The sequence below is a fragment of the Bradyrhizobium sp. SZCCHNRI1009 genome, from assembly GCF_032487575.1.
In the GTDB taxonomy this organism is placed as follows: Bacteria; Pseudomonadota; Alphaproteobacteria; order Rhizobiales; family Xanthobacteraceae; genus Bradyrhizobium.
The window spans coordinates 366,649-392,179 of sequence record NZ_JAUEUL010000002.1 but is presented as its reverse complement, the minus strand read 5'-3'; the positions used below and the strand labels follow the sequence as shown (position 1 = coordinate 392,179).

Genomic DNA, 25,531 nt, shown 5'->3' with positions numbered 1-25,531 from the left:
CCCGCGTTCCCTGCGCCCGCCGCGGCGGAACGAAGCGCCGCCGCAGATGTTTCTCGAACTTGCGAAGGATGCTCCATGGCCAAGACAGACCCCGCAGCCGGCAAGCCGATCGCCAATGCTGCGCTCGCCAACATTCCGCGGCTGATCACGGCCTATTATGCGCTGAAGCCCGACCCGCACGAGCCGACCCAGCGCGTCGCGTTCGGCACGTCGGGGCATCGCGGCTCGTCGCTGAAGACCGGCTTCAACGAGAACCACATTCTCGCCACCAGCCAGGCGCTCTGCGACTACCGCCGCCAGCAGGGCCTCGACGGCCCCCTCTTCGTCGGCATCGACACCCACGCGCTGGCCGAGCCGGCGCTGGCCAGCGCGCTCGAAGTGTTCGGCGCCAATGGCGTCGAGGTGATGGTCGACAAGGACGGCGGCTACACGCCGACACCGGTGATCTCGCACGCCATCATCTCCTACAACAAGGGCCGCACGGCGCATCTCGCCGACGGCGTCGTCATCACGCCGTCGCACAATCCGCCGGAGGATGGCGGCTACAAATACAATCCGCCGCATGGCGGCCCCGCCGACACCGATGCGACGGGCGAGATCGAGCGGCAGGCCAATGTCTATCTGGCCAACGACCTCGATGGCGTATCGCGCATCAGCTACAGCCGGGCCAAGCAGAGCGGCTCGGTGCACACCTACGACTACATCACGCCCTACGTCGCCGATCTCGCCAACACCGTCGATCTCGAGGCCGTCAAGTCCGCGGGCATCAAGATCGGCATCGATCCGCTCGGCGGCGCGGCGATTGCCTATTGGGCGCCGATCATCGAGCGCTACGGCCTCAATGCCACCATCGTCAACGATCTCGTCGATCCGACCTTCCGGTTCATGACCGCGGACTGGGACGGCAAGATCCGCATGGACTGCTCGTCGCCCTATGCGATGGCGAGCCTGATCGGCATGCGCGAGCGCTTCGACGTCGCCTTCGCCAACGACACCGACGCCGACCGCCATGGCATCGTCACGCGCTCGGGCGGGCTGATGAATCCGAACCACTATCTGGCGACCGCGATCTCCTATCTGTTCGCGCACCGGCCCGACTGGCGCAGCGACGCCGCCATCGGCAAGACCATCGTGTCGAGCTCGCTGATCGATCGCGTCGCGCAGAAGCTCGGCCGCAAGCTGGTGGAGACGCCGGTCGGCTTCAAATGGTTCGTCGAAGGGCTCGGCTCCGGAAGCTTCGGCTTCGCCGGCGAGGAGAGCGCGGGCGCTTCGTTCCTGAAGCGCGACGGCACGGTGTGGACCACCGACAAGGACGGCCTGATCCTCGGGCTGCTCGCCGCCGAGATCATGGCCAGGCGCGGCCGCGACCCGAGCGAGCTCTACAAGGAGCTGACGGCAGAGCTCGGCGCGCCGGTCTATGAGCGCATCGACGTGCCGGCGAGCCCGCCGGCAAAGGCGGCGCTGAAGGCGCTGACGCCGGAAATGCTGAACCTGAAGGAGCTCGCCGGCGATCCCGTCCGCATGGTGCATACCAAGGCTCCGGGCAACGGCCAGTCGTTCGGCGGCATCAAGGTCGAGACCGACCACGGCTGGTTCGCGGCGCGCCCCTCCGGCACCGAGGACGTCAACAAGCTCTATGCCGAGAGTTTTCGCGACGCCGAGCATCTCAAGCGGATCCAGAGCGAGGCCCAGGCGGCGCTGGCGAAGGTTGGGTGAAGAGGGCGAGTAGCGAATGGAGGCTTCCTCATCCCCTATTCGCTACTCCCTATTCGCCATTCGCCCCTTTCCACCATTCGCTTCCCCCTCGCCTTTTCCTTTCCCTCCGTATCGGATATCGATGGATGGACAAGGAATTAGACAGCCATCGGTGAGACCGGATGCGAAGCTCTTCGACTGTCTTGCGCGTCACCTTCAGCGCGCTCGCAACCTCGTTCATGCTGGTTGTCAGCGCCACCGCGCAAATGGCGCCGGAGGCTGCGGCGCCGCGGCCCAAGCCGGCGCCATCGATGCGCGCCGCGGCCTGCCATAACGGCCAGAGCTTCGACCGGTTTCTCGCCGAGCTGAAGCAGCGTGCCATTGCCGAAGGCGTGTCTCAGAGCGCGATCGCGGCCGCCTCGCCCTACCTCACCTACAACCAGGGCATCGTCAATCGCGACCGCGGCCAGCGCGTGTTCGGTCAACTGTTCACCGAGTTCGCCGGCCGGATGGCCGCGCCCTACCGGATGCAGAACGGCCAGCAGCACATCAAGGCGCACGCGGCAGCGTTCGCGCGCGCCGAGAAGGAGTATGGCGTGCCCCCGGCGGTCATCGCCGCGTTCTGGGGTCTGGAGAGCGATTTCGGCGCCAACATGGGCAATTTGCCGGTGCTGCCGTCACTGGTGTCGCTGGCCTATGACTGCCGCCGCAGCGAGCGCTTCCAAAACGAGACCATCGCCGCATTGAAGGTCATCGACCGCGGCGATCTCACGCCGTCAGAGATGATCGGCTCCTGGGCTGGCGAGCTCGGCCAGACCCAGTTCCTGCCGACCCACTACGTCACCTATGCCGTCGACTATGACGGCGACGGCCGCCGCGATCTCCTGCGCAGCGCGCCCGACGTGATCGGCTCGACCGCCAACTACATCGCGACCGGACTGAAATGGCGCCGCGGCGAGCCGTGGCTGGAGGAGATCCGCGTGCCGCAGACGTTTCCCTGGGAGCAGGCCGACCTCACCGTCAAGGCGCCGCGCAGCAAATGGACCGCCCTCGGCGTGACCTATGCCGATGGCCGGCCGCTGCCGAACGATGCGCTCGAAGGCTCGGTGCTGCTGCCGATGGGCCGCAACGGCCCGGCGTTCCTGGCCTATGCCAACTTCGCCGCTTATACCGAATGGAACAACTCGCTGATCTATTCGACCACGGCCGGCTACCTCGCCGCCCGCATCGCCGGCGCGCCGCCAATGCGCAAGCCCGCCGGCCCCGTGGCGCAACTGCCGTTCAACGAGATCAAGGAGCTGCAGCAGCTGCTGGTGAAGGCCGGCTTCGACGTCGGCAAGGTCGACGGCGTGCTGGGACAGCAGAGCCGCACCGCGGTCAAGACGATGCAGCTGCGGCTGGGGCTGCCGGCCGACTCCTGGCCCACGGCAGAGCTGCTCACGCGGATGCGTGGAAACACGCCGCGGGCGCAGGCGGCACCGGCTTCAACGACAGCGACGCGGTGAGCGCACATCGGCGGGCGACGCCCGCGCGTGGCGCGTAAGAGCCCAAACGAGTCGATGACCTCTTACGACCCGGCGCGCAGCCGCGTTGGCCAGCCGACACGGACCAAGGTTTCATCCGGGTCGGATAGCGCGAACTCGTACATCCCCCACGGCTTGTCTTCGGGCGTTTGCTGAAACTCCCGCGCCGCGGCGTCGACATCCTCGACATAGAGGTAGAGTCCAAAGGGGTTTCGGCCCGGCGTCAGCCATCCCTCGACCGCGTCCGTCAGGTGCAGAGATCCACCTTGCGGATTCGACAGCATGCGATAGGTGTCGGGCTCACCCGGAGCCGGCCTGTCGCTGTCCGGGCGCGCAAAGCCGAGCCGATTGTAGAACCGCTCCGAGGCATCGAGATCACGCGACATCGAAAATCGCTGAGAACGCCGGCGACGGCCAGCTCGCATAGACGAGGTGATATGCCGGGAACGGTAGGGCAGCAATCCGCCAGCGCCCGGAAAAACCGGAAAGATGCAGTTGCATTCTCTTGAACGCCGCCCCATCTCCGAGGGCGCGCGCTTTCGTCGCGACGTCTCCTGCCAAGAGAGAGCATCACATGTCCTTCTACGATTCGACCGTCCCGGCCTACCTCCAGATCCTCGGCAGCCTGTCTGGCCTGCTCAGCAAGGCCGAGGCCCATTGCGAAGCCAGGAAGATCGCCCCCGAGGTGCTGCTCGGCGCACGCCTGTATCCGGACATGCTGCCGCTCTCCAAGCAGATCCAGCTCGCCTGCGACTTCGCCGCCAAGGGGTGCGCGCGGCTGTCCCACAGCGAGATCCCCAGCACGCCCGACACCGAGACGACATTCGCCGAGCTCCGCCAGCGGCTCGCCAAGACCGTCGATTACCTCAAGGCGTTCACGCCGGCGCAGTTCGACGGGGCCGATAGCCGCGACGTGACCTTTCCCAGCGGGCCCAACACCACCCTGACCCTGAAGGGGCAGGACTTCGTTAACCGCGTCTCGTTTCCCAACTTCTATTTCCACGCTGCGATCGCTCACGGCATTCTCCGCCACAACGGCGTCGACATCGGCAAGCGGGACTTCCTGGGCGTGGCCTGATCCCCTTTCGTGTACTGCGACAGGCTGTCCAGCGGACGGCCAGTCGCGGCCGCTCCATCGCGCGGCTCGTCTGCGCCGGACGGATACCTCCCGGCATTGCGCTGTTCGCGGCAATGCACAACTGACCTGAACCCCCTCCTCCTCCCTCCTGGAAAGACCCCGATGAGTGCATCCAAACTGTTCGAGCCGTACCAGCTCGGTCCGATCACCCTCGCCAATCGTGTCGTGATGGCGCCGCTGACACGCAACCGCGCCGTTGAAGGCCTCGCCGCTGGTCCGCTGACGGCCGAGTACTACGCCCAGCGCGCCTCGGCCGGCCTCCTGATCTCCGAGGCCAGCCAGGTCTCGCAGCAGGGTCAGGGCTATCAGGACACGCCCGGCATCTATTCCAAGGCGCAGATCGCCGGCTGGCGCAAGGTGACCGACGCGGTGCACGCCAAGGGCGGCCGCATCTTCATCCAGCTCTGGCATGTCGGCCGCATCTCCCATGTCTCATTGCAGCCGAACGGCGGCGCACCGGTCGCGCCGTCGGCCGTTGCCGCCAAGACCAAGACCTTCGTCGGCGGCGCCTTCACCGACGTCTCAGCGCCGCGCGCGCTCGAGCTCGGCGAAATTCCCGGCATCGTCGCGGCATTCAAGCAGGCCGCATTGAATGCCGTCGAGGCCGGCTTCGACGGCGTCGAGATCCACGGCGCCAACGGCTATCTGCTCGACCAGTTCGCCAAGGACGGCGCCAACAAGCGCACCGACGCCTATGGCGGCTCGATCGAGAACCGCGCAAAGCTGATGCTCGAGGTCGCCAAGGCCGTCTCGGAGGCGATCGGCGCCGACAAGACCGGCATCCGTCTGTCGCCGGTGACGCCGGCCAACGACATCTCGGATTCCAATCCGCAGGCGCTGTTCGACTACATAGTCGACCAGCTCGCGGCACTGAATCTGGTCTACATCCACGTGATCGAGGGAGCGACCGGCGGCCCGCGCGACGTTGCACCGTTCGACTACGCCTCGCTGCGCAAGCGCTTCAAGGGCGCCTACATCGCCAACAACGGCTATGACCTCGCGCTCGCGAACAAGCAGCTCGATGCCAACGCGGCCGACCTGATCGCCTTCGGTCGGCCGTTCATCGCCAATCCCGACTTGGTCGAGCGCCTCAAGACGGGCGCCCCACTCAACGAGCTCGACCGCGCCACCCTCTATGGCGGCGGCGAAAAGGGCTACACCGACTATCCGACGCTGAAAGCGGCGCAAGCGGCGGAGTAATCGTCATCTCGTAGGGTGGGCAAAGCGCTGCCGCCAGGCGGCGCGTGCCACCGTGCATCCGCGCAAGCGGAGGGAATGGTGGGCACGGCGCGCAAGAGACCGCGTCTGACGCAGCATGTCGCTTGCGCGCCTTTGCCTACCCTACAGCCCTGCGATCCAGCACATCCCCACCTACATCATGCTGCCCGGCAGGAAGCAGCGCACATCGATGCGCAGGCCCGTATTCAGCTCGCGATAATACACGGGCCATACCATCGTCCGGCCGGCGCGATTGGGCTCAGTCACCACGGCCTCTTCCGGAACGACCCACCATTGGCCTTCAATGCGGACACGATAGCGGCCATCCTTCGTGTCCCAATCCGTGTCCGAGAGCGCGGTGCCATCCGCATCCGAGCAGCACGGCCCCCTGCCCGAACGCAAACTCTCGAACCAGCCCTGGAGCGGAGAATTGGCGTAACGCCCGTCGAGATCGCGCGCCGTCGCATCGCCAAGCAGCAGAGAATGCGCACCTATACCGCCGGCGAGAGTCGCGACCGAGATCGTCGCTCGTACCCAACGGCGGACGTGGGGCCGGCGAACGGCATCCACCAATAATGAGACGATCGATAAAAGGCTTGAAGATCTACGGCTCATGTGCACACCTCGCTGCTCGATACGATGCGCAATAGCTGGTCGGGTTCTGTGGCGGAAGTTCGTAGTTGACGGAGGCCGTCAGCAACTAATCGCGATGCTTCGTAAATTCCAAGAGCGCGTAACGATCCCGCTCACGAGGCCAGCGGGATAATTGCCCGAGACCCGGCGTGAGCAGGCCCCCTCGACGTTTCATGCAGGCTGCGTAGGGTGGGCAAAGCGGCCGCCCCGCAGGCGTCGCGTGCCCACCGTGCACCCGCGCAACCGGAGGGAATGGTGGGCACGGCGCGCGATGGAGTTCAGCTCGCGACATGCAGTGTCGCGCGCGCCTTTGCTCACCCCACGGTAGCGGAGACGCGTCGCGCCGCGCGCTGCGACGATGCAGCGACAAAAAGGCCGGGATTGCTCCCGGCCTCTTCGACGTCGTGCTTCGCAGGCTCTGCCAAAGGCAGACTCTTCAGAACTCCGCCCGCACCTTCAGCACCGCCGACTGCTCAAGATACTGGCTGCCGACCACGGCGTTGTAGCCCAGCGAGATCGACTGACGCTCGCCGAATGCCACCAGCTTGAGCGCGGCGCCCAGCTCGGCCAGGTTGCGTTCGGGCGACGGTCCGGCGGCGAAGAAGGTCGCGCCGCCGCCGGCGAAGCTTGCGGTCACGTTCTGCGCGGTGTTGCCGAACTCGTGCCGCCATGCCGCCAGCGTCTCCAGGCCGAAGCCGTAGGTCGAGGTCACCAGCAACGGAACCGAGGCGCGGAGGCCGAGGTTCGAGCGCACCGAATTGGTGGTCTGCTTGGCGATCGCGAGCGCAGCACCTGCGGTGCTGGTCTCGGTGTAGGCCTGCTGATCGAGGCGGGCATAGGTCACGCCGGCAAACGGCGTCAGCACGGCCTGATCCACCTTCACGGGCAGACCGAATTCACCGCGGAGCAGTGTCAGCCACCCCTTGTGGCTGCCGGAGGCGGTATCGGTGAAGCCCGCGAAGTTGATGCGGCGCGTGGTGGTGTAGTCGACCAGCGCGACGCCGGCGGAGCCGTTGACGTACCAGGACGGCTGGACATAGGCACCGTACACCGTGCCCTGATAGTGCTGCATCCCGACCGCATCGCCGGCGGCGGTCCGATCGTCCATCGCGCTGGTGGCATAGCCGAACGCGGCACCGACGCGGAACGCACCATCGATCCGCTGATCGATGCCGGCAACGAGCCCCCCGGTATTGCCGCTGTAGCCGGCAACACCGGCCACGTCGCGCTGCGACGCATTGGTGCCGATCAGGCTGCCCCAGACGGTGCGTTCCGGTTCGGGCGCGATGGCCGGAGCCAGCGCTGCCTTCACCGTCGGACGGGCCTTGGTCGCATTGAAGGCCATCAGCATCGAGGTGAGCGGATCGGTGTCGTCGGCGAACGCCGAGGCGACGCGCGAATTGGGCGATGCGGCCGCGGCCGTCAGCCGGTTGTCGATCTGGTTCTGGAACAGCGATGCGGTGCTGAGCGGCACCTGGACCTGGGCGCCGTTCACGAACGGACGCAACTGATCGCCGGCGCTGCGCACCTCCCTGTCGGTGCCGAGGCTCTGCACCGCGCCGCCGAGCGCCTGCACCTGCGCGTTGCTGCCGCTGTAGCCAAGCAATCCGTTCAGCGCGGCGAGGCTGGAGGGCGAGATGCCGGCGATGGTCGCGGGCGACCGCACGGATGCATTCAGCAGCAGAGCCCCGGTGGACGTATCGGCCGTGAAGCCGACCAGCGCGCTGGAGAAATCGACGTCGAGCGGCGTCGCCGACACCGCCGTCGCGACGCGGTAGACATCGCCATGGCGCACAATGCCCTGAAGCGTCGGCGCGACCGTGCCCGCGCCCGCAAAGGTCACCGCGCCCGTGATGTTGCCGATCCTGGTCGACGGCGCCGCCGCGGTGCCGCCAGATCCGAAGATCGTGGTCCGCAGCACGACGCCATCGACGAGCTGCACGCCGGCCCCGCCGCTCACGGTGACCTGCGACTTCATCAGGTCCAGCATGCCGAAATTGACGATGCTGGCGAGGCTTGTCACGCCGTCGAGCGTCAGCGAATTGCTGCCGAGGCCGTTCTGCGCGACGACGTTGCCGCTGAAGCCGGTGCCCTTGAGCAGGATGGCATTCGTCGCGCCATCCTCGTCGTTGATGGTGATGTCGCCGCTGAGCGTGCCCGTGTTGACCAGATTGAATGTGCGGGCGCCGAAGAACGTCGCCGCCTGGTTGGTGCTGGCGGCGCAGAGCGGGTCCGTGGTGTTGATGCCGGCCGTCGGACAGGCGTTGCCGTTGGCATCCATGCCCGAGCCGGAACTGCTATAGGTGCCGGCGACGGTACCCGCGGTCGCCTTGGCAAAGGAGCCGCGCGAGGCGCTCTGGTCGACCGAGATCGATCCCGAGATCGTGCCGCTGTTGGTGATGTCATGCTCGCCCGAGCCGAGATAGAGGTTACCCTGGATCAGGCCGGCATTGGCGATGACGCTGTCGCGCGGGCCAGAGTTTGAGCCGCTGCCAGTCAGCGGGAAGGTCGATCCTGCGGCGAGACCGGCGGCGGTGGTCAGCGGATTGGTATCGAGCGCCAGGATGTCGCCCTTGATCACGCCGCTGGCATTGTTGGTCAGCGTCAGCGCCTTGGTCTCCGTCACCGTCACGTTGCCCGCGGAGTCGAACTTGTAGAGCGGCGAATCCGGATTGCTGCCGGGGATGGTATCGAACTCGGCGCCGGCGAACGCTGCGATCGCCCAGTGACCGTCGTAGAAGCGGCTCGCCGCCGTCCAGCTCGTGCTGGCGATGGTGCCGGAGTTGGTGATCGAGGTGTCGGCCCGGCCGTAATAGGCAGCGGCATAGTTGCCGGTCGCCGAGATCGTACCGCCGGCGCGGTTGTTCACCACGAAGCTGTTGGTGTTGTCGTCGGAATAGAGCGCCGAGATGACCGCGAGGTTGGTGCCGTTGTACCGGCCTGTCGCCGTAGCGCCGATCGAAACGCTCAGCTTGCTCGCATCGAACGCGCCGAAGACATTCTGGGTGACGGCGAGCGTCCCGGTGTTGTTGACGGTGAACTTGTTGACCTGGCTGTCGGCGACGACGACGTGAAGCCGGCCGGCGCTGAGCTGGCTGGTGGTGAGGCTCAGCCAGCCGGCATTGTTGATGATGACGTTGTTGACCGCCGGATCCTCGGCATTGGAGAAATTGGCCGCGATCATGCCGCGATCGGCCAGGCCGGTCTGGGTGTTCGTAGTGAGATTGCGAACGGCCGTGGAGTCCAGCGTGACGATCGTCGTGGGAGGGTTGGGATTGTAGCCGGTCGCTGGAAAGACCGGGTTCGCCGGCGTATAAGAATTGCTGCCGCTCGAGGGCGTCGCTGTCGCCGCAGCGGCGTCGTACACGGTGATCGCGGAGGAGATGCTCCCGCTGCAGGTGACCGTGACACCCGGCGTCGTGCACTCGGCCCTTGCCTCGCCGACGACCATCCATGTCGACAACAACACGAAACTAACGACAGCCGCCTCGCTGCGCTTTTTGCTTTTTGATTTCACCTAACGCCCCACGTTACGCAATACACGGCTTCTTGTTGATGACCGATTGTATCGAAACGTTGGCAGGAACCAGCAAGGCGAACTTTTCTATGAACGCACGGGACATTGTCCAACTAACAACGGAATTAGTCCCATAGTAATTCGATTAATCATCATAAGCGGCTTCGCTTGAAGCACCGCTCTCCCGCCAGATCTGAAACTTGACGACGAGGACGGCAGACCGCTCCACCGCGAAGGACATCGCAGAGATGAACTCCGCGCTCGCGGTTCCGGCACCTGCAAGACCCCGACCAGCAAATGAAAAGGCCGGGATTTCTCCCGGCCTTCTTGCCACGGTGGGGGCTGCCGTGGCGCGGCGCGGATGCGCCTATGCGTCGCTGGTGGTCCGTGGCTGAGGCTCAGAACTTCGCCCGGATGCCGGCATAGGCCGCGAGCGGCATTCCCGGCACCATGCTGCGGGGATCGTTCAACGCGAACGCCGTTCCGCCGCCGGCGGTGTTGAAGCCGGCAGGGTCGAACACGGTGCCCGCCGAGTAGTAGCGCTGGTTGAACAGGTTCTGGATCAGGCCGAACACCTCGACGTTCTTGGTCACCTGATAGGACGTGTTGACGTTCACGACCCAGTAGGCCGGAACCTTCGGATAGACGTTGGTTTCGTCGTGCAACAGGTACTGGCTGCCGACATAGTTGACGCTGGCGCCGACCTTCCAGGCGTCGGTCACGGCATATTCCGCGCCGAGCTTCAGGCGATGCGCCGGAATGCCGGGAATGTGGTTGCCGGAGACGACACCGACCGGCGCCCCGAGGAACGGATCGTTGACATCGAAAGCACTGCGGAAGGTGGCGTCGATGAAAGTATAGTTGGCGTATGCGGTCCAGCGATTCCAAGCGAGATCGAGCTTGGCCTCGACACCCTGGCGCAGGGTGGTGCCGGCGTTCTTGAAGTAGCCGCGCACCGGGTTGAGCGGATCGACCACTTGCAGGATGTCGTCGGAATTCTCGGTCCGGAACAGGCTGAGCCCCCAGCGCAGCCGCCAGCCATCATCGACCGCCACCGACTTGATCGGCGCCTTGCGGTAGGCCGGCGGATCGGCGGCGTAGGCCGAGCGGCCGCCGGAGATCTCACCGCGCAGGCCGCCTTCGACGGTGCGCGACACCACCTGCTTGAGCGGCGGATCGGCGATCAGGAAGTTGTCGATCAGGCAGGGATTGGCAGGATCGGAGCAGCCGAGCTCGAGCGGGGTCGGGGCGCGGTTGGCTTCGGAGTAGCCCGCGTAGGCGGTCATATCAGGCGTGATCTTGTAGGTCAGGCCGACCACCGGGTTGAAACGCTGAAAGTTGTTGTTGCTGTTCAACAGCGGCGCGAAGCCGGTCTGGTCGCGCAGGTTTATCTGAGCCCAGTTGAAGCGGCCGCCGGCGGTCAGCGCCAGTTGCGAGGTGATGTCGAAGGTGTTGGTCGCATAGACGCCGAGATAGGTGTTCTTGGCATTCAGATTGACGGGAGCAAGGCCCGCGTTGGGCTGGTCAATATAGACGCCGAGGCCGGTGACGAACAGGTTGTTGTCGATGGTGCCGAGTTCGGAGGTCGCCTGGAAGTTGGTGTTGCCGTGATCGACGCTGGCGCCGACGACGAAATGGTTGTCGTGGCCGAACAGCTGCGTGGTCGAGGTCGCCTGGAGCGAGCCGCCATAGCTGTCGGTCTTCACCGTGTTGCGGTCGATCTGGCCGAGCGCCGCGCTGCCGGCCAGCGTGTTGGCGGTCGGGCCGTTGCGGTTCATCTGGAACTCGGTGCCGGCGGCATCGCTGAGACAGAATTCGCCGGGAAACGCGCCCGCAGGGTCGCAGGCCGCAACCTCGGTGCCGTTGCCGTCGATGCGCGCGGATTTGTAGTTGCGGTAGTAGCCGTTGGCCTGGATCGAGAGCGTGTCGGTCGGCGCCCACTTCATGCTGGCCTGCACCATCTGCATCTGCAGGCGCAGCGACTGCGGCCAGGTGTAGACGCTGGACCAGCGCTGATTCAGCATCTCGATCGGCGTCGCCGCGACCGAGCCGAGCTTGTTGTCGGCGCCGGTGAAGGAGAGGTGGAATTCGGTGTTGTCGCCGCGCGCGCCGAAATCGGCATACATGCGCCGGATCTGCGAGGCCGACGAATAGTCGCGCCAGCCGCGGTCATAGGCGCCTTCCGCGGCAATGTATGTCGAATAGGTGCCATTGTTCCAGCCGTATTGCGCGCCCGACTGGATCCGGCCGAACGAGCCGCCGAACAGCTGCGCTTCGCCGCCCTGGTAGTTGAAGCCGTTCTTCATCTCGATCGAGAGCGCGCCGCCGGTGGCGTTGAGGCCGAACAGCGGATTGTTCGGCATCAGCGTCATGCGCGCGATCGCCATTTCCGGGATCAGGTCCCAGTTGACGACGTCGCCGAAGGCCTCGTTGATGCGGGTGCCGTTCTGGTAGACGGCGATGCCCTGCGGCGTCCCGAGCACCGGCGAGGCGGTCTGGCCGCGGTAGTTCAGGTCGCGCTGAAACGCGTTGCCGGTCTGGTCGCTGAGCGAGACCCCGGGCACCGATTGCAGGATGCCGTCGAGCAGCGTCGGCGCACGGCTGTGGTCGAGCTCCCGCGCCCCGATGGTTTCGACATTGGATGGAATCTTGTCCTTCGCGATCTCGCTGCCCTGAACGGGCGAGACGCCGACCACCTCGATGGTCTGCAGGGTTTGCTGCGCGAACGCAGCCGTGGGCAGCAACGCACACGTCGCGAGAAACGCGCTCTTCAGCGCCGACAGTCTGGTCAAGACGTCCCCCAGTTTCTTGTCGACCGGTTCCGGCAACAGCCCACGCCCCTGAGCCCCACCCGCACCAGAACTGGTCGATTTACCCGTTTACGAACCTTAACATTCGTAAACAGCCGTCCAGTTCGTCGCAACGGGCAATATTCTTCGGCCCCTAGGGACAATCTTCCCGGATCCGGAAAGTGGAGATCAATTCGCCGGGCTCTCTCCCAGACTCGGCCGCACTGTTGCACCCGATCCTGGTTTGCAAGGGAACTCATTGGTAGAGGGAAGCATCGGCGCCGTCGGCGCCATAGGGGCAAGACGACGTCGGATGTATCGCGTTCTTCTCGTCGACGACCACCCGGTCGTGATCACGGCCTGCCGCTGGCTGCTGAACGAAGCCGGGATCCGCTCGCTGTCCGAGGCACACGATGCCGACAGCGGGTACGACGCCTATGTCCGTGACCGGCCGGACGTCGCGATCGTCGATCTGCGTCTGCACGGGCAGGAGCTCGGCGGCATCCGTCTGATCGAACGCATGCGGTCGCACGATCCCCGCGCCCGGATCCTGGTCTTCAGCATGCATGCCGATCCGCGCATCGTCCGCTCGGCGATCGACGCCGGCGCCAGCGGCTATCTGCTGAAGGACGCGCCGCCGCACGAGCTGCCCAAGGCGTTGGAGCAGGTGCGCGCCGGCGGCACCTATCTCGATCCGCAGCTCGCCACCCGCATCGCCCTGCTCCGCGCCGACCCCGACGGCATGGCTGCCCCTGCGCTGACCCCGCGCGAGCGCCAGGCGCTGGCGCTGCTGGCCGAGGCGAAATCCTATCAGGCGATCGCCGACCATCTCGGCATCAGCTACAAGACCGTCATCAACCTGACCTACCGGCTGCGGCAGAAGCTCGGGGCCCGCAGCCTGCCCGACCTGGTTCGTCTCGCAGTGGAAATGTCCCGCCCGAGCTGAAACGCGAGGGGCCTGCGACAGTCTCCCGTCGCAGGCCCCGTGAGTCCATGTCCTGGTCGCGTCCGATACGGACGGCGCCTCACTTCAGCAGCTTGGCGACCGACTTCAGCTCTTTCGAATCGAGCGTGCCGTCGTTGTCAGGATCGGCCGCCTTGAAGCGGCCTTCCACCAGCGCGAGATACTCGTCCTTGGTCAGCGTGCCGTCATTGTCCGGATCCGCGGCCTTGAGATCCTTGGCCGAAACGCGGCCGCGCAGCTCCTTGGCGTCGAGCGTGCCGTCATGGTCGCGATCGAGACGATCGAACAGCGCGCCGGCGGCCGTGCGGACCTCGCTCATGTCGGCGGTGCCGTCCTTGTCGGGGTCGATCGCGGTCAGCAGCTTCGAAGGGGCCGGTGCACTGACAGCCATCGTCGACGTGCCGACGATCGCGGCCATGCCGACGGCGGCGGCCGTCATCATCAGTTTCCAATTCATCGAATTGATCCTTTGTCTCCGCCGTCCGAGGGGCGGCGATGAAGGGCACGAAAACAACGTATGCGAGCGTCGCTGGTTTCATCGGCAACGCGCCACACATCGCTTTGACGTATGGGAGGCCCTGTCATTTCGCAAGTGCAAGAACGCGACGCCCGAGAAATTCCCGCAAGAGCGTCGGGACTAGAACCTCGGTCCGTGCAGGAAATATCTCCCCGGACGGTCGCGACGCGGACCGCTATCGTGGTCGAAGGTGCCTCCCTCCGCCTCGGCCCGGGCGTTGGCGACGTGGCGTCTGCGCTTGGCGACATGCCTTGCGGATTTGGCATCGCTCCCCGACAACGCGTGTTGGGCTTGCCCAACCTGACTTCTCTTGCCGGCGTGGGTTTGACTCCACCAGGCTTCCAATTGGTCCCGCAGCGTCTCCTCCGCGAAGGCGCGTCCGTCCGGCAGCAGCGTGGACAGGAGGAGCGCGACTATCAGCCCGAGCGGCATCGGCTGAGCGGACAAGCGGCGGCGATGACCGGGTGTGTGAAGCACGGGCGTGTCCATTCTCTGGCTGATCCGGCGATCAGCAATGCATGCTGCAACCGATGTTTTCCTCGCTCTATGACCTCAATGTGTTTGCAACACGCCACATTCATCACCGTGTTGAGATTCACTCGCGAAATGGCCGCCATATTGTCTCGGTCAAAATGTCCCGTTCGACTTGCCAAAACATCCCTATTCCTCACCGAAACAGGAAAGGCCGGAGCAAATGCGGCATTCAACGACTGATCGTTTCCCGATCGCGTCATCTTTCAGCCGACAGGCCCGCATGTTTTCGCCCCGGCGACTCGTTAGCTCATCAGTTGAAGGGAGCGCGGGGACATGCAGCCGAACGGCATCGCCAGGAGTGCAAGAAGACGATCGCGATTGTACATGGCTGCCGGTGCTCTCGTGCTCGCGCCGTTCGGCGCAGCGGCCGAGGAGATCCAGGGCAATGACCCCGCCTCGCCCGGACATTTCCAGGTCGAGCAGCGCTTCGGCTATCTGACGACTTTCAATCCGCAACAGAACGGCGGACGCCGCGTGCCGCAGCGTGCGGTCACCGGCGAGACCGAGATCGGCTACTCGCCGACCGAATGGTACGAGATCGCGTTGACCTCGCCTTACGCCTTTGCCCGCACCAATGTGCCGATGGCGCTGGGCAACGTGATGGACAATGGCGTGCCCGGCTATTCATTCCAGTCCGGCGGCGTCACCATCCGCCAGACCTTCATCCAGGGCGACCGGCTCGAGCGCACCGTCTTCATCGGCCTGGTCTCACGCACCATCCTGGCGCCGCAGGGCGGCCTCACCCCCGATCTGTGGGTCGCCAACAAGGCCGGCGCCGGCCAGCCCGGCGCGCCGCGCTTCGTCCAGGAGGCCACGCCGCGGGTGGCGCAGATGTTCACGCCGATCATCGGCGTCAACCTGCCCAACGACTATCAGCTCATCTTCAACGCCAACATGACCTTCGGCATCGACGGCGCCGGCTCGGCGTTCGAGCCGTCGGTGCGCTTCGTCAAGCGCCTCAGCGACCGCTGGACCGTCGGCATCGAGCATTTCTCCAATCTCGGACCGTTCGGCTACATCCTGCCCTGGAATCAGCAGATGCAGACGCTCTACGCAGTCGCCGACACCCGCTTCAAGGGCTTCGAGCTCAGCTTCGGCCTCGGCTACGGCCTGACCAACGCCTCGCGCGGCCTCGCCGTCAAGACCAGCATCGGCAAGGATTTCTGATCCGCGCGCCTTCATCCCGTGACCAATCATAAGAAAAGGACACTCGTCATGCGTCGCCTCGTCACCGCCTGCGCGCTTCTCATGCTGGCCGGCTCCGCCGCGTCCGCCGAGGACGGCCCGCGCTTTCTCAATCGCACCGGCCAGACCATCGTGAAGATGTACCTGGCGGCCGCGGGCACCAAGACCTGGGGCGCCGACCAGTGCAAGAACGACGACGAGGGCGAGGTCGACCACAACGAACGCATGACCTTGGTCGGCGTGAAGTCCGGCCGCTACGACATCAAGCTGTCCGAAAAGGGCGGCCGCACCTGCGTCGCCAAGAACATCGAGCTCAAGGAAGGCGCGCAGTTCGTCGTGCGCGATACGGATCTGACCGAGTGCAGCAAATAGCGGGACGGAGCGCCACCGGACGTAGCTCCGGATGGCGCCGCGTTCAGCGCGGCCTCAGATGCAGCGGCACCGTGCGCGAGACCTGCGCCTGAGCCATCGCCGGCGGAAACCGCGGAAACGGCGCGGCGCGTTCGATGATGCCCATCGCCGCGCGGTCCAGCGCCGGCGAGCCCGAGCTGCCGGCGAGCCGTCGCGACAAGAGTCGTCCGTTGCGATCGATCACGACGTTCAGCATGACGGTGCCGCTCGCGCCATTGCCGTCGGAGGGATAGGCCGCGGCGCGGCGGATCTGCGCCACCACCTCGGCGTTCCAACTGGCCTGGCCCTCGCGCGCCCCGACGCTGTCCTCGCCGGGATTGGGCGCCGACGCGACCCGTGAAGGCCGGGCCGCCGGCGCCGCAGCCGGCTTCGGCGGTGCGGACTTCCTCTCGGCCCGCTCCTTCGTTTCCTTCTTCTCGACCGGCTTGCGCTCGACACGCTCGGGCACGGGAACGGGCTTCGGCTCCGGCGGCTTCGCCTCGATCGGTTTTGGTGGTGGCGGCGGCGGCAGAACGACATCGTCCGCACGCGGCGGCTCGGGCGCGAGGGCGACCTGCGGCGCGGGCTCCGGCGAGGGAATGACATCCGGCTCCAGGTCAGGCTGGGCCACGACCTGCGGCTCCGGCTCGGAGGGAGCCGGCGGGACAGGCTCAGCGACGGCCTCACGCGCGACCGGCTCGTCCTTCACCTGCTCTTCCTTCGGCGGCTCCGCCGACGTTGGCTCGGACGCCGGCGCATCCTGCGCCGTCGGCGCCGGCTCGCTCACCACCGCCGGGGTGAACACGACGTCGAAGGCCGGCGCCTGGGCACGCCCCTGCGGCGCGGGGCGCAGCAGCAGATAGCCGACGGCGAGCCCGACATGCAGCGCGGCCACCACCAGCGCAGCGATGGTCCACAGCGTCCGCTCACGGCGCTGCTCGTGTTCGAACGGATCGAGCGTCAGGACGCTCACTGCGCGCCCCGGTCTTCCAGTGCGACGAGTGCGACCTTGGTATAGCCGGCGCGGCGCAACGTGTTCATCAGCGCCATCACCTCGCCATAGGGCAGCGTCTGATCGGCGCGCAGCAGCACGCGCTGCTCATGATCGGACTTGGTGGCGGCATCGAGCGAGGCGGCGATGTCGGCCTGCGCCACGCTCTGGTCGCCGACGGCGAGCGAGCGGTCGGCCTTGAAGGTGACGAAGACCGGCGTCTCCGCGCGCGGCTGCGGCTCGGCCGAGATCGCCGGCAGGTTGACCGGGACGTCGACCGTGGCGAGCGGCGCGGCGACCATGAAGATGATCAGGAGCACCAGCATGACGTCGATGAACGGCGTCACGTTGATGTCGTGCGTCTCCTCGAACTCGTCGGTGCGCCGGGCGAGCTTGACGGCCATGGCTCACTCCGCCGGATTGGCGATCGACAGCATCGGCGCCTCGACCGCGCGGATGGCGCTGCGCCGCGCCTCGGCGGGCCCCGCATGCTGCCGGTCGAGATCGCGGCTCAGCAGCCGCATCACCGCCACCGATGCATCGGCGATGACGGCGCGATAGCCGCCGGTGGCGCGCGCGAACAGGTTGTAGATCACGACCGCGGGAATCGCGGCGGCGAGGCCGAAGGCGGTCGCGAGCAGCGCTTCCGCGATGCCCGGCGCCACCACCGCGAGGTTGGTCGTATGCGCATGCGAGATGCCGATGAAGCTGTTCATGATGCCCCAGACCGTGCCGAACAGGCCGACGAACGGGCCGACGGCGCCGACGGTGGCGAGAATGCCGATGCCGCGGCCGATGCGCGCCACCGCCGCCGCCTCGATCCGCTCGAACTGCCAGGAGACACGCTCCTTGATGCCGTCGGCAGGCAGGCCGCGCGACTTGTCGATCTCGTCGTCGGCCAGGGCGAGAAGTCGGCCGACGACACCCTCATCGGCCGAAATGCGTCCTGTCGCATCGGCCAAGGAGCGGGCCGCCATGGTGATGCCGAGCGCGCCGCGGGCCGTGCGCAGCGCCGAGCGGAGCTGAATGGTCTTGACGACCAGCACCGTCCAGGTTGCCACCGAGGCTAACGCCAAGCCGATCATCACCGACTTCACGACGATGTCGGCCTGCATGAACATGGTCCAGGGCGACAACGCCTCCGGCAGCGTGCTCGCGATATTGGCGATGTGCGCCTGATCCATGGCCGTACTCCCTGTAAGGGACCTTGGGGGTCCTCGATGCAGCCGCGGAGCCCCGTGCCGTCCACCGTTCTCCCCGGAGGGCTCTTGGTTTTGATACCCGGGCAGAGCTGCAATGGAACGGCTGCACTGTTCGCAAGCCGAGAGTGCCGCCTGTTCTCGGCAGCTTCAAGACACTTGCCTCATGGAATATGTCCCCAGGCCGATGGGAAGAATTCCCGGATGGAACGGGCGCGAGCGGTTGCTGCGCTACGGTGGTGCGCATCGGCCTCAAGTTCGCCCAGCTCGAGCCGGCGAGGGCACCGCTCGCATCACCGCGGACGATGAGTCCGGAGCCGGCACCCGAGTTCAGTTGTCCGGCCCGACCGTATATGATCGTGAATATGAGCGAGACCACCGAAGAGATCGCACGCCGCGCCACGGCCGCCTTCAACGCAGGGCGCGCGGCAGAGGCGCAACGGCTGTGCGAAACGGGCTTGAAGCAAAGTCCAGACGAACCGATGTTGAGCCATCTGCTTGCCGCAGTGCTGTTCGCGGTCGAGGACAACGCCGCCGCACGGTTGCGCATCGAGGCCAGTCTGGCCCGCCGGCCGGACCATGCCGCAGCTCGGCTGCTTGCCGCGCGCATCGCGCGGGTGGCGAAGGATTTCGAGCCCGCGCTCGCCCATGTCGACCGCGCCATCGCGCTGTCACCCCGCCGCGAGGTCTTCATCGAAAAAGCTCGCATTCTCGATCAGGCGGGAATGGCAGCCCAGGCGCGGGCCGCTTGGCTGGCGATTCTCAAGGTCATGCCGGAGCACGACGAAGCGCTAGCGCGGCTCGGACGCCTGTCCTGGGAGAACGGCGACTTCGATACGGCACGGACCGTTCTCGAACGCGCAGCCAACCCGGCCGCGCCGGCCTCGGTCTGGTTCGATCTCGGCCTCGTGCGACAGGATGTTGCGGATCTCGCGGGAGCTGCCGCAGCCTATCGCCGCGTACTGGCGATAAGGCCGGATCACGCCGAAGCGGCGCTCAATCTCGGCATCGTCCTGCAGGAGAGCGGCGACCCCGACGCGGCCATGCAGGCCTATGCTTGTGCCTATCGGCTTCGCCCACAGATGTTCGGGGCCATCGCCATGGCGCTCACCTCGGCTCCGCATGGCCGACTTTGGATCGACCCTGCCGCGTTGAAGCGCGCCCTGAACTCAGCTGGTTAGGCGGCCGCGGCGTGCGCGAAATTTCTTGCGGTACACGTTGGGTGTCGCGAGCACCTCGGCGACCGTCCCGGCATACGTCTCCCGCTGCGCATCGTCGAGCGGCTCGAACACGAGCTGCGGCGGCTCGCGCAATACGGCGAAGCATTGCGCCACCGGCGTTCCCCTGGCCAGAATGCCGGTGAAATCTGGATCCAGCCAGAGCGCCGGAAAATTGATGCCGCCGTCGTGGAAGCGATCCGCATCGACCAGGCCCGACAGGGTCCGGAACGGCAGGTCCTCGCGGTTGATCGGATGCGTCGCGAACAGCGACCACCCGGCGTCGCACTCGATCGTCCAGAAGGAATTGAACTTGATGGCCGCCTGCTTGTCCGACGCAAACGGCGCACCGGCCAATTGGGCCGCGACATGAAAGCTCAACGGCGCACGCGGATGTCCCTTGGTCGCCGGCGCCGGAATGTCCCATTCCCAGGCGAATGCGCCGCGCTCGACCCTGACGTCGCAGGGCAGCAGAATCGTCACGCCATAGGCCATCGCGTCGACGAAGGGGGGACACTGCTTGACCGTGCGGATGTCGCGCCCGTGAAGCTCCGAATGCGCCGAGGCCGGCATCTGGCGCAACCATTCCGGCAGCATGGTTCGGGCCGGCACCGGTCGCAGCAGGTGATCCGCAAGGACGGGGTCGCAGCGAAAGATCATGCGCATCGCAAATTCCAGAGCTCGACCCGGTCTCATCCGGGCCACTGGCATCCAGATCCGAACTCGCACGACCGAACAAGTCAACGAAAAAGAAGAAGGCCGGGATTGCTCCCGGCCTTCCAAACTCCCCGGGGACGACCGACCTGTCGCCGGTCGTCCGAAGGAGAGGTTGCTATTTCGCCTCGGCGCGCTTCGGAGGCGACGCCGGCCACGACTTGATCAGCGTGTCGTAGTCGATCGTCTCGCCCTTCGGCTTCTCGTTCGCGAGCTTGCGCTGCGGAGCGATGTTGCCGTCCTTCGCCGACTTGTTGAACCAGTACTCGGCCGACTCCTTCTTGTTCAGCTTCGGCCCGCAGTCGCCCTGGACCTTGGACTTCTCAAGACGCTCGAGCACGGAGTCCTGCGCGGCTGCGAGTGCGTCCATCGCCTGCTGCGGCGTCTTCGCACCGGACGACGCATCGCCGATGTTCTGCCACCACAGCTGCGCGAGCTTCGGATAGTCGGGCACGTTGTTGCCGGTCGGGGTCCACTGCACGCGCGCGGGCGAGCGGTAGAACTCGATCAAGCCGCCGAGCTTCGGCGCGCGCTCGGTGAACGACTTGTCCCAGATGTCCGATTCACGGATGAAGGTCAGACCGACATGGCTCTTCTTCAAGGACACCGTCTTCGAGACGATGAACTGCAGATAGAGCCAGGCCGCCTTGCGGCGATCGACCGGCGTGGACTTCAGGAGCGTCAACGATCCCACGTCCTGATAGCCGAGCTTCATGCCGTCCTTCCAGTAGGAGCCGTGCGGCGACGGAGCCATGCGCCACTTCGGCGTTCCGTCGGCGTTCATCACCGGCAGGCCGGGCTTGACCATGTCGGCGGTGAAGGCGGTGTACCAGAAGATCTGCTGAGCGATGTTGCCCTGCGACGGCACCGGGCCGGATTCCGAGAAGGTCATGCCCTGGGCCTGCGGCGGAGCATACTTCTTCATCCAGTCGAGATACTTGACGATCGAATAGACTGCGGCAGGTCCGTTGACGTCGCCGCCGCGCTCGACCGAGGAGCCGACCGGACGGCAACCTTCCATGCGGATGCCCCATTCGTCGACCGGCAGGCCGTTCGGGAGGCCCTTGTCGCCGTTACCGGCCATCGACAGCCAGGCGTCGGTGAAACGCCAGCCGAGCGAGGGATCCTTCTTGCCGTAGTCCATGTGGCCATAGACTCGGACGCCGTTGATCTCCTTGATGTCGTTGGTGAAGAACTCGGCGATGTCCTCGTAGGCCGACCAGTTCACCGGCACGCCGAGGTCGTAGCCATACTTGGCCTTGAACTTGGCCTTGTAGTCCGGGTTGGTGAACCAGTCGTAGCGGAACCAATACAGGTTGGCGAACTGCTGGTCGGGCAGCTGATACAAATGGCCGTTGGGCGCGGTGGTGAAGGACTTGCCGATGAAGTCGTTGACGTCGAGCATCGGATCGGTGACGTCCTTGGCGTCCTTCGCCATCCAGTCCGTCAGGTCGACGGCCTGGCCGTAGCGGAAGTGGGTGCCGATGAAATCGGAGTCGTTGATCCAGCCGTCATAGACATTCTTGCCGGACTGCATCTGGGTCTGGATCTTCTCGACGACGTCACCTTCCTGGATGATGTCGTGCTTGACCTTGATGCCGGTGATCTCTTCGAACGCCTTTGCCAGAGTCTTGGACTCGTATTCGTGGGTTGTCAGCGTCTCGGAGACAACGTTGATCTCCATGCCCTTGAAGGGTTCAGCGGCCTTCATGAACCACTGCATTTCCTTCATCTGGTCGTCCTTCGAGAGCGTCGACGGCTGGAACTCGCTGTCGATCCACTTCTTTGCGGCGGCCTCGTCGGCCTTTGCCGGAACGGACATCGTCATGCCCGCGGCAAACAGCGCTGCGGCGCTGGTCATCGCGAGGTAGCGGGCCTTGGTCAAGTGATGCTTCCTAGGCTTCAAGTGTCGCATGCTTTCCTCCTTGAGCGACAATATTCCAGGTCCGGGTTGCCCCCGGATCTGCCCCTTTTCACTTGCGTCAGACGGTGCGAAAGATCGCAACGGCGGACGCAAGCGAAATTGCGGTTGCGAGCCACAGGCTCGAAACCTCAAACCCTTCCTCGCCGATCGGCAAGGTCGTAATCGTGTCGGTGCCGACCAGGCCGATCCAGGCAAGATGGATGATCGCCGCCAAGATCAGCGAGATGAACAGACGATCGCCGCGCGTGGTCGGAATGCGCAGCACTCCGACCCGCTCGGCCTCGGGGTAGCGGGCCGCGAGCCAGGTCATGACGACCAGCGTGCAGGCCAGCGCGGCGAAGAAGATTGCTGTCGGCAGGGTCCATGCCATCCATGCGATGTTGTCCATGGCTCAGTGACTCCAGGCGGTAGCGGCCCCCCTCCCCCGCTTGCGCGGGAGGGGTGGGGTGGGGGCGCCGCGAGTCGAACTGCCCGAGAGGACAGAGGCCCCCACCCGCATCGCATCTGACGATGCGACGCGACCTCCCCCGCAGGCGGGAGAAGTGGAGCGGAGACTGCGGCGACATGAAATCATCATCACACCCGCCCCAGCGCGAAGCCGCGCGCGATGTAGTTGCGGACGAACCAGATCACGAGCGCGCCGGGGATGATGGTCAGCACGCCGGCGGCGGCGAGCAGGCCCCAGTCCATGCCGGCGGCAGACACGGTTCGCGTCATGATCGCCGAGATCGGCTTGGCTTCGGTCGCCGTCAGCGTGCGTGCCAGCAGGAGTTCGACCCAGGAGAACATGAAGCAGAAGAACGCCGCCACGCCGATGCCGCTGGCGATCAGCGGCACCAGGATCTTGATGAAGAAGCGCGGAAACGAGTAGCCGTCCAGAAACGCCGTCTCGTCGATCTCGCGCGGCACGGACGAGACGAAGCCCTCGAGAATCCAGACCGCGAGCGGGATGTTGAAGATGCAATGGGCCAGCGCCACCGCCCAGGGCGTATCGAACAGCCCGATCGCCGAGTAGAGATTGAAGAACGGCAGCGCATAGACCGCGGCCGGCGCCATGCGGTTCGACAGCAGCCAGAAGAACAGATGCTTGTCGCCGAGGAAGCGGTAGCGCGCAAAGGCGTAGGCCGCCGGCAGCGCTACGGCAATCGAGATCACCGTGTTGATGACGACGTATTTCAACGAGTTGATGTAGCCGGAATACCAGCTCTCGTCGGTGAAGATGCGCATGTAATTCGCGATGGTCGGCTGATGCGGCCACAGCGTCATGGTCGAGACGATCTCGGTGTTGGTCTTGAAGCTCATGTTGACGAGCCAATAGATCGGCAACAGCAGGAAGACCAGGAACAGCGAGATGATGATTCGGCGGCCCGGAATCGTGTTCATCACGCGCCCCCTTCCACCGGCCGGCGCTCGGCGCCGGCATTGGTCATGATGGTGTAGAACACCCAGCAGACGATCAGGATGATCAGATTGTAGACCAGCGACAGCGCCGCGGCCTTGCCGAGGTCGAACTGGCCGAGCGCGATCTTGACCAGCTCGATCGAGATGAAGGTGGTGGAATTGCCCGGGCCGCCGCCGGTGACCACGAACGGCTCGGTATAGATCATGAAGCTGTCCATGAAGCGCAGCAGCACGGCGATCAGCAGCACGCGGTGCATCTTCGGCAGCTGGATCGCGGTGAACACCGCCCAGCGCGAGGCGCCGTCGATCTGGGCCGCCTGGTAGTAGGCGTCCGGGATCGATTTGAGGCCGGAGTAGCATAGGAGCGCCACCAGGCTGGTCCAGTGCCAGACATCCATCAGGATGACGGTGAACCAGGCGTCAGCCTCGTTGGAGACGTAGTTGTAGTCGAGGCCGATGGCGTTGAGCACATAGCCGAGCAGGCCGATGTCGGGACGCCCGAAGATCTGCCAGATGGTTCCGACAACGTTCCACGGAATCAACAGCGGCAATGCCAGCACGACCAGTGCGAACGCCACGGTCCAGCCCTGCCGCGGCATCGCCAGCGCGATCACGATGCCGAGCGGGACCTGGATGGCGAGAATTGCGCCGGAAAAGATCAGGTTGCGCCACAGCGAGGCGAGGAAGCGGCCGCCGAGGTCGGTCGAGGGATCGAGCAGCTCCTTGAACCAGCCGACACCGTTCCAGAAGAACTGGTTGTTGCCGAAGGTGTCCTGCATCGAATAGTTCACCACCGTCATCAGCGGCAGAATGGCGGAGAACGCCACCAGCAGGAACACCGGCAGCACCAGGAACCAGGCCTTGTTGTTGATGGTCTTGTCCATCACTCAGGCTCCCTCGACGAGACGGCTGTCGGCGTAGACGTGGACATAGGCTGGATTGAACTTCAGCCCGATCGCGGAGCCCTGCGGCGAGAAGCCGGCCGGCAGTCGCGCGGCGAACTTGACGTCGCCGACACGGACGCGCGCGAAGCGGATGCGGCCGAGATCGTCGACGCGCTCGATATTGGCATCGAGCAGGCCGGGTCCGGGCTGCGCGACATCGACGAATTCCGGACGGACGCCGATCTCGATCTTGGCTCCGGCCGGCAGCGCGTCGTAGCTGCGCGACAGCGTCAGCGTGTGACCGTCGATGCGGGCCTCGCGTCCCTTCACCTCGGCGGAGAGGATGTTCATGCCCGGTGAGCCGATGAAGTACCCGACGAAGGTATGCGCCGGCTTGTCGAACAGCTCTGCCGGCGTGCCGCTCTGCACCACGCGGCCGTCATGCATGACGACGACGGTGTCGGCGAAGGTCAGCGCCTCGGTCTGGTCGTGGGTGACGTAGATCATCGTCAGGTCGAGCTCGCGATGCAGCGCCTTCAGTTTCGAACGCAGCTGCCATTTCAGCTCGGGATCGATCACGGTCAGCGGCTCGTCGAACAAGACGGCGGCGACATCGGAGCGCACCAGGCCGCGGCCGAGCGAGATCTTCTGCTTGGCGTCGGCGGTGAGCCGTGTCGCCTTGCGGTTGAGGTCCGGAGTCAGATCGAGGAGACGCGCGATCTCGGCGACGCGCTTGTCGATCTCGGCCTTGGGCACGCCGCGGTTCTTGAGCGGAAAGGCGAGGTTCTCGCCGACCGTCATCGTGTCGTAGATCACCGGGAACTGGAACACCTGCGCGATATTGCGCTCACGGGTCGAGGCTTTGGTGATGTCGGTGCCGTCGAACAGGATCTTGCCGTGCGAGGGCGTGAGAATGCCCGAGATCAGGTTGAGCAAGGTGGTCTTGCCGCAGCCGGACGGGCCGAGCAGCGCATAGGCGCCGCCCTGGCGCCAGGTCATCGTCACCGGCTTCAGCGCGTAGCTCTCGATATCGCCGCTGTTGCCGTTGTAGGCGTGGGCGAGATCGACGAGGTCAATGCGGGCCATGCGGCATCTCCC

General features: G+C 65.5%; 22 protein-coding genes. 8 read left to right on the top strand and 14 right to left on the bottom strand.

The genetic code is table 11. The annotated features are described in order from the left end of the window. The first annotated feature begins 75 nt into the window (after window positions 1-75). Together pgm and QX010_RS05350 are read left to right on the top strand one after the other, a co-directional pair. Entirely contained in the window at window positions 76-1,716 is a 1,641-nt protein-coding gene (gene pgm, locus QX010_RS05355; RefSeq protein ID WP_316178088.1) for a phosphoglucomutase (alpha-D-glucose-1,6-bisphosphate-dependent), read from the top strand. 245 nt (window positions 1,717-1,961) lie between these two features. Then, window positions 1,962-3,200 (top strand): lytic murein transglycosylase, encoded by a 1,239-nt coding sequence (locus tag QX010_RS05350; RefSeq protein ID WP_316178458.1) that lies wholly within the window; start codon window positions 1,962-1,964, stop codon window positions 3,198-3,200. A gap of 62 nt (window positions 3,201-3,262) precedes the next feature. On the opposite strand, the gene QX010_RS05345 is transcribed toward QX010_RS05350, so the two are convergent. After that, entirely contained in the window at window positions 3,263-3,604 is a 342-nt protein-coding gene (locus QX010_RS05345) for a VOC family protein (protein ID WP_316178086.1), read from the bottom strand. Between the two features lie 188 nt (window positions 3,605-3,792). On the opposite strand from QX010_RS05345, the gene QX010_RS05340 reads away from it, so the two are divergent. Together QX010_RS05340 and QX010_RS05335 are read left to right on the top strand one after the other, a co-directional pair. Continuing rightward, window positions 3,793-4,296: a DUF1993 domain-containing protein gene (locus QX010_RS05340; protein WP_316178084.1), complete on the top strand. Its 504-nt coding sequence runs from the start codon at window positions 3,793-3,795 to the stop codon at window positions 4,294-4,296. 162 nt (window positions 4,297-4,458) lie between these two features. After that, the gene (locus QX010_RS05335) at window positions 4,459-5,556 is read left to right on the top strand and encodes an alkene reductase (protein WP_316178082.1); all 1,098 of its coding nucleotides are present in this window, start codon (window positions 4,459-4,461) and stop codon (window positions 5,554-5,556) included. Window positions 5,557-5,727: 171 nt separating this feature from the next. Here the strand turns inward: QX010_RS05335 and QX010_RS05330 are convergent, their stop codons facing one another. The 3 genes from QX010_RS05330 to QX010_RS05320 form a co-directional block, all read right to left on the bottom strand. Then, the gene (locus tag QX010_RS05330) at window positions 5,728-6,096 is read right to left on the bottom strand and encodes a hypothetical protein (protein WP_410051926.1); all 369 of its coding nucleotides are present in this window, start codon (window positions 6,094-6,096) and stop codon (window positions 5,728-5,730) included. A gap of 547 nt (window positions 6,097-6,643) precedes the next feature. Next, a complete protein-coding gene (locus QX010_RS05325) occupies window positions 6,644-9,676 on the bottom strand; it encodes an autotransporter domain-containing protein (RefSeq protein ID WP_316178080.1) in 3,033 nt (1,010 codons plus the stop codon). 446 nt (window positions 9,677-10,122) lie between these two features. Next, window positions 10,123-12,516 carry a TonB-dependent receptor gene (locus QX010_RS05320; protein WP_316178078.1) on the bottom strand — a complete coding sequence of 798 codons (2,394 nt, stop codon included), beginning with the start codon at window positions 12,514-12,516 and terminating at the stop codon, window positions 10,123-10,125. 310 nt (window positions 12,517-12,826) lie between these two features. On the opposite strand from QX010_RS05320, the gene QX010_RS05315 reads away from it, so the two are divergent. After that, window positions 12,827-13,459 carry a response regulator transcription factor gene (locus tag QX010_RS05315; protein WP_315802742.1) on the top strand — a complete coding sequence of 211 codons (633 nt, stop codon included), beginning with the start codon at window positions 12,827-12,829 and terminating at the stop codon, window positions 13,457-13,459. A gap of 79 nt (window positions 13,460-13,538) precedes the next feature. Here QX010_RS05315 and QX010_RS05310 read toward each other — a convergent pair whose 3' ends face one another. Further along, window positions 13,539-13,895, bottom strand: a complete 357-nt coding sequence (locus tag QX010_RS05310; RefSeq protein WP_315802873.1) for an EF-hand domain-containing protein — start codon at window positions 13,893-13,895, stop codon at window positions 13,539-13,541. A gap of 957 nt (window positions 13,896-14,852) precedes the next feature. Between QX010_RS05310 and QX010_RS05305 the strand changes: the two genes are divergently transcribed. Then, window positions 14,853-15,695, top strand: coding sequence for a hypothetical protein (locus tag QX010_RS05305; RefSeq protein WP_315802741.1), 843 nt, complete (start codon window positions 14,853-14,855; stop codon window positions 15,693-15,695). Window positions 15,696-15,743: 48 nt separating this feature from the next. Beyond that, window positions 15,744-16,085 carry a hypothetical protein gene (locus QX010_RS05300; RefSeq protein WP_315717331.1) on the top strand — a complete coding sequence of 114 codons (342 nt, stop codon included), beginning with the start codon at window positions 15,744-15,746 and terminating at the stop codon, window positions 16,083-16,085. 43 nt (window positions 16,086-16,128) lie between these two features. Here QX010_RS05300 and QX010_RS05295 read toward each other — a convergent pair whose 3' ends face one another. The 3 genes from QX010_RS05295 to exbB are packed head-to-tail and all read right to left on the bottom strand — an operon-like array spanning window position 16,129 to window position 18,278. Then, complete coding sequence (locus QX010_RS05295) at window positions 16,129-17,076, bottom strand: TonB family protein (protein ID WP_316178076.1); 948 nt, start codon at window positions 17,074-17,076, stop codon at window positions 16,129-16,131. Further along, the gene (exbD, locus tag QX010_RS05290) at window positions 17,073-17,498 is read right to left on the bottom strand and encodes a TonB system transport protein ExbD (RefSeq protein ID WP_315802739.1); all 426 of its coding nucleotides are present in this window, start codon (window positions 17,496-17,498) and stop codon (window positions 17,073-17,075) included. Before exbD ends, QX010_RS05295 begins: the two co-directional genes overlap by 4 nt. Window positions 17,499-17,501: 3 nt before the next feature. Then, complete coding sequence (exbB, locus tag QX010_RS05285) at window positions 17,502-18,278, bottom strand: tonB-system energizer ExbB (protein ID WP_315802738.1); 777 nt, start codon at window positions 18,276-18,278, stop codon at window positions 17,502-17,504. Between the two features lie 251 nt (window positions 18,279-18,529). On the opposite strand from exbB, the gene QX010_RS05280 reads away from it, so the two are divergent. Further along, complete coding sequence (locus tag QX010_RS05280) at window positions 18,530-19,474, top strand: tetratricopeptide repeat protein (protein WP_316178073.1); 945 nt, start codon at window positions 18,530-18,532, stop codon at window positions 19,472-19,474. On the opposite strand, the gene QX010_RS05275 is transcribed toward QX010_RS05280, so the two are convergent. The 6 genes from QX010_RS05275 to QX010_RS05250 all read right to left on the bottom strand — a co-directional run bounded on the left by QX010_RS05275 (window position 19,463) and on the right by QX010_RS05250 (window position 25,519). Continuing rightward, the gene (locus tag QX010_RS05275) at window positions 19,463-20,293 is read right to left on the bottom strand and encodes a hypothetical protein (protein WP_316178071.1); all 831 of its coding nucleotides are present in this window, start codon (window positions 20,291-20,293) and stop codon (window positions 19,463-19,465) included. The two genes, QX010_RS05280 and QX010_RS05275, sit on opposite strands and share 12 nt — an antisense overlap. A gap of 49 nt (window positions 20,294-20,342) precedes the next feature. After that, complete coding sequence (locus QX010_RS05270; protein ID WP_315802736.1) at window positions 20,343-22,139, bottom strand: ABC transporter substrate-binding protein; 1,797 nt, start codon at window positions 22,137-22,139, stop codon at window positions 20,343-20,345. 67 nt (window positions 22,140-22,206) lie between these two features. Then, on the bottom strand, window positions 22,207-22,536 hold the full coding sequence (locus tag QX010_RS05265; protein WP_315802735.1) for a DUF2160 domain-containing protein: 330 nt from the start codon (window positions 22,534-22,536) through the stop codon (window positions 22,207-22,209). Window positions 22,537-22,724: 188 nt separating this feature from the next. Further along, a complete protein-coding gene (locus QX010_RS05260; RefSeq protein ID WP_315802734.1) occupies window positions 22,725-23,531 on the bottom strand; it encodes a carbohydrate ABC transporter permease in 807 nt (268 codons plus the stop codon). Continuing rightward, the gene (locus tag QX010_RS05255) at window positions 23,531-24,433 is read right to left on the bottom strand and encodes a sugar ABC transporter permease (protein ID WP_316178068.1); all 903 of its coding nucleotides are present in this window, start codon (window positions 24,431-24,433) and stop codon (window positions 23,531-23,533) included. The genes QX010_RS05260 and QX010_RS05255 overlap by 1 nt, the downstream gene beginning before the upstream one ends. Window positions 24,434-24,436: 3 nt before the next feature. Further along, complete coding sequence (locus QX010_RS05250; RefSeq protein WP_315802732.1) at window positions 24,437-25,519, bottom strand: ABC transporter ATP-binding protein; 1,083 nt, start codon at window positions 25,517-25,519, stop codon at window positions 24,437-24,439. Window positions 25,520-25,531: the final 12 nt, after the last annotated feature.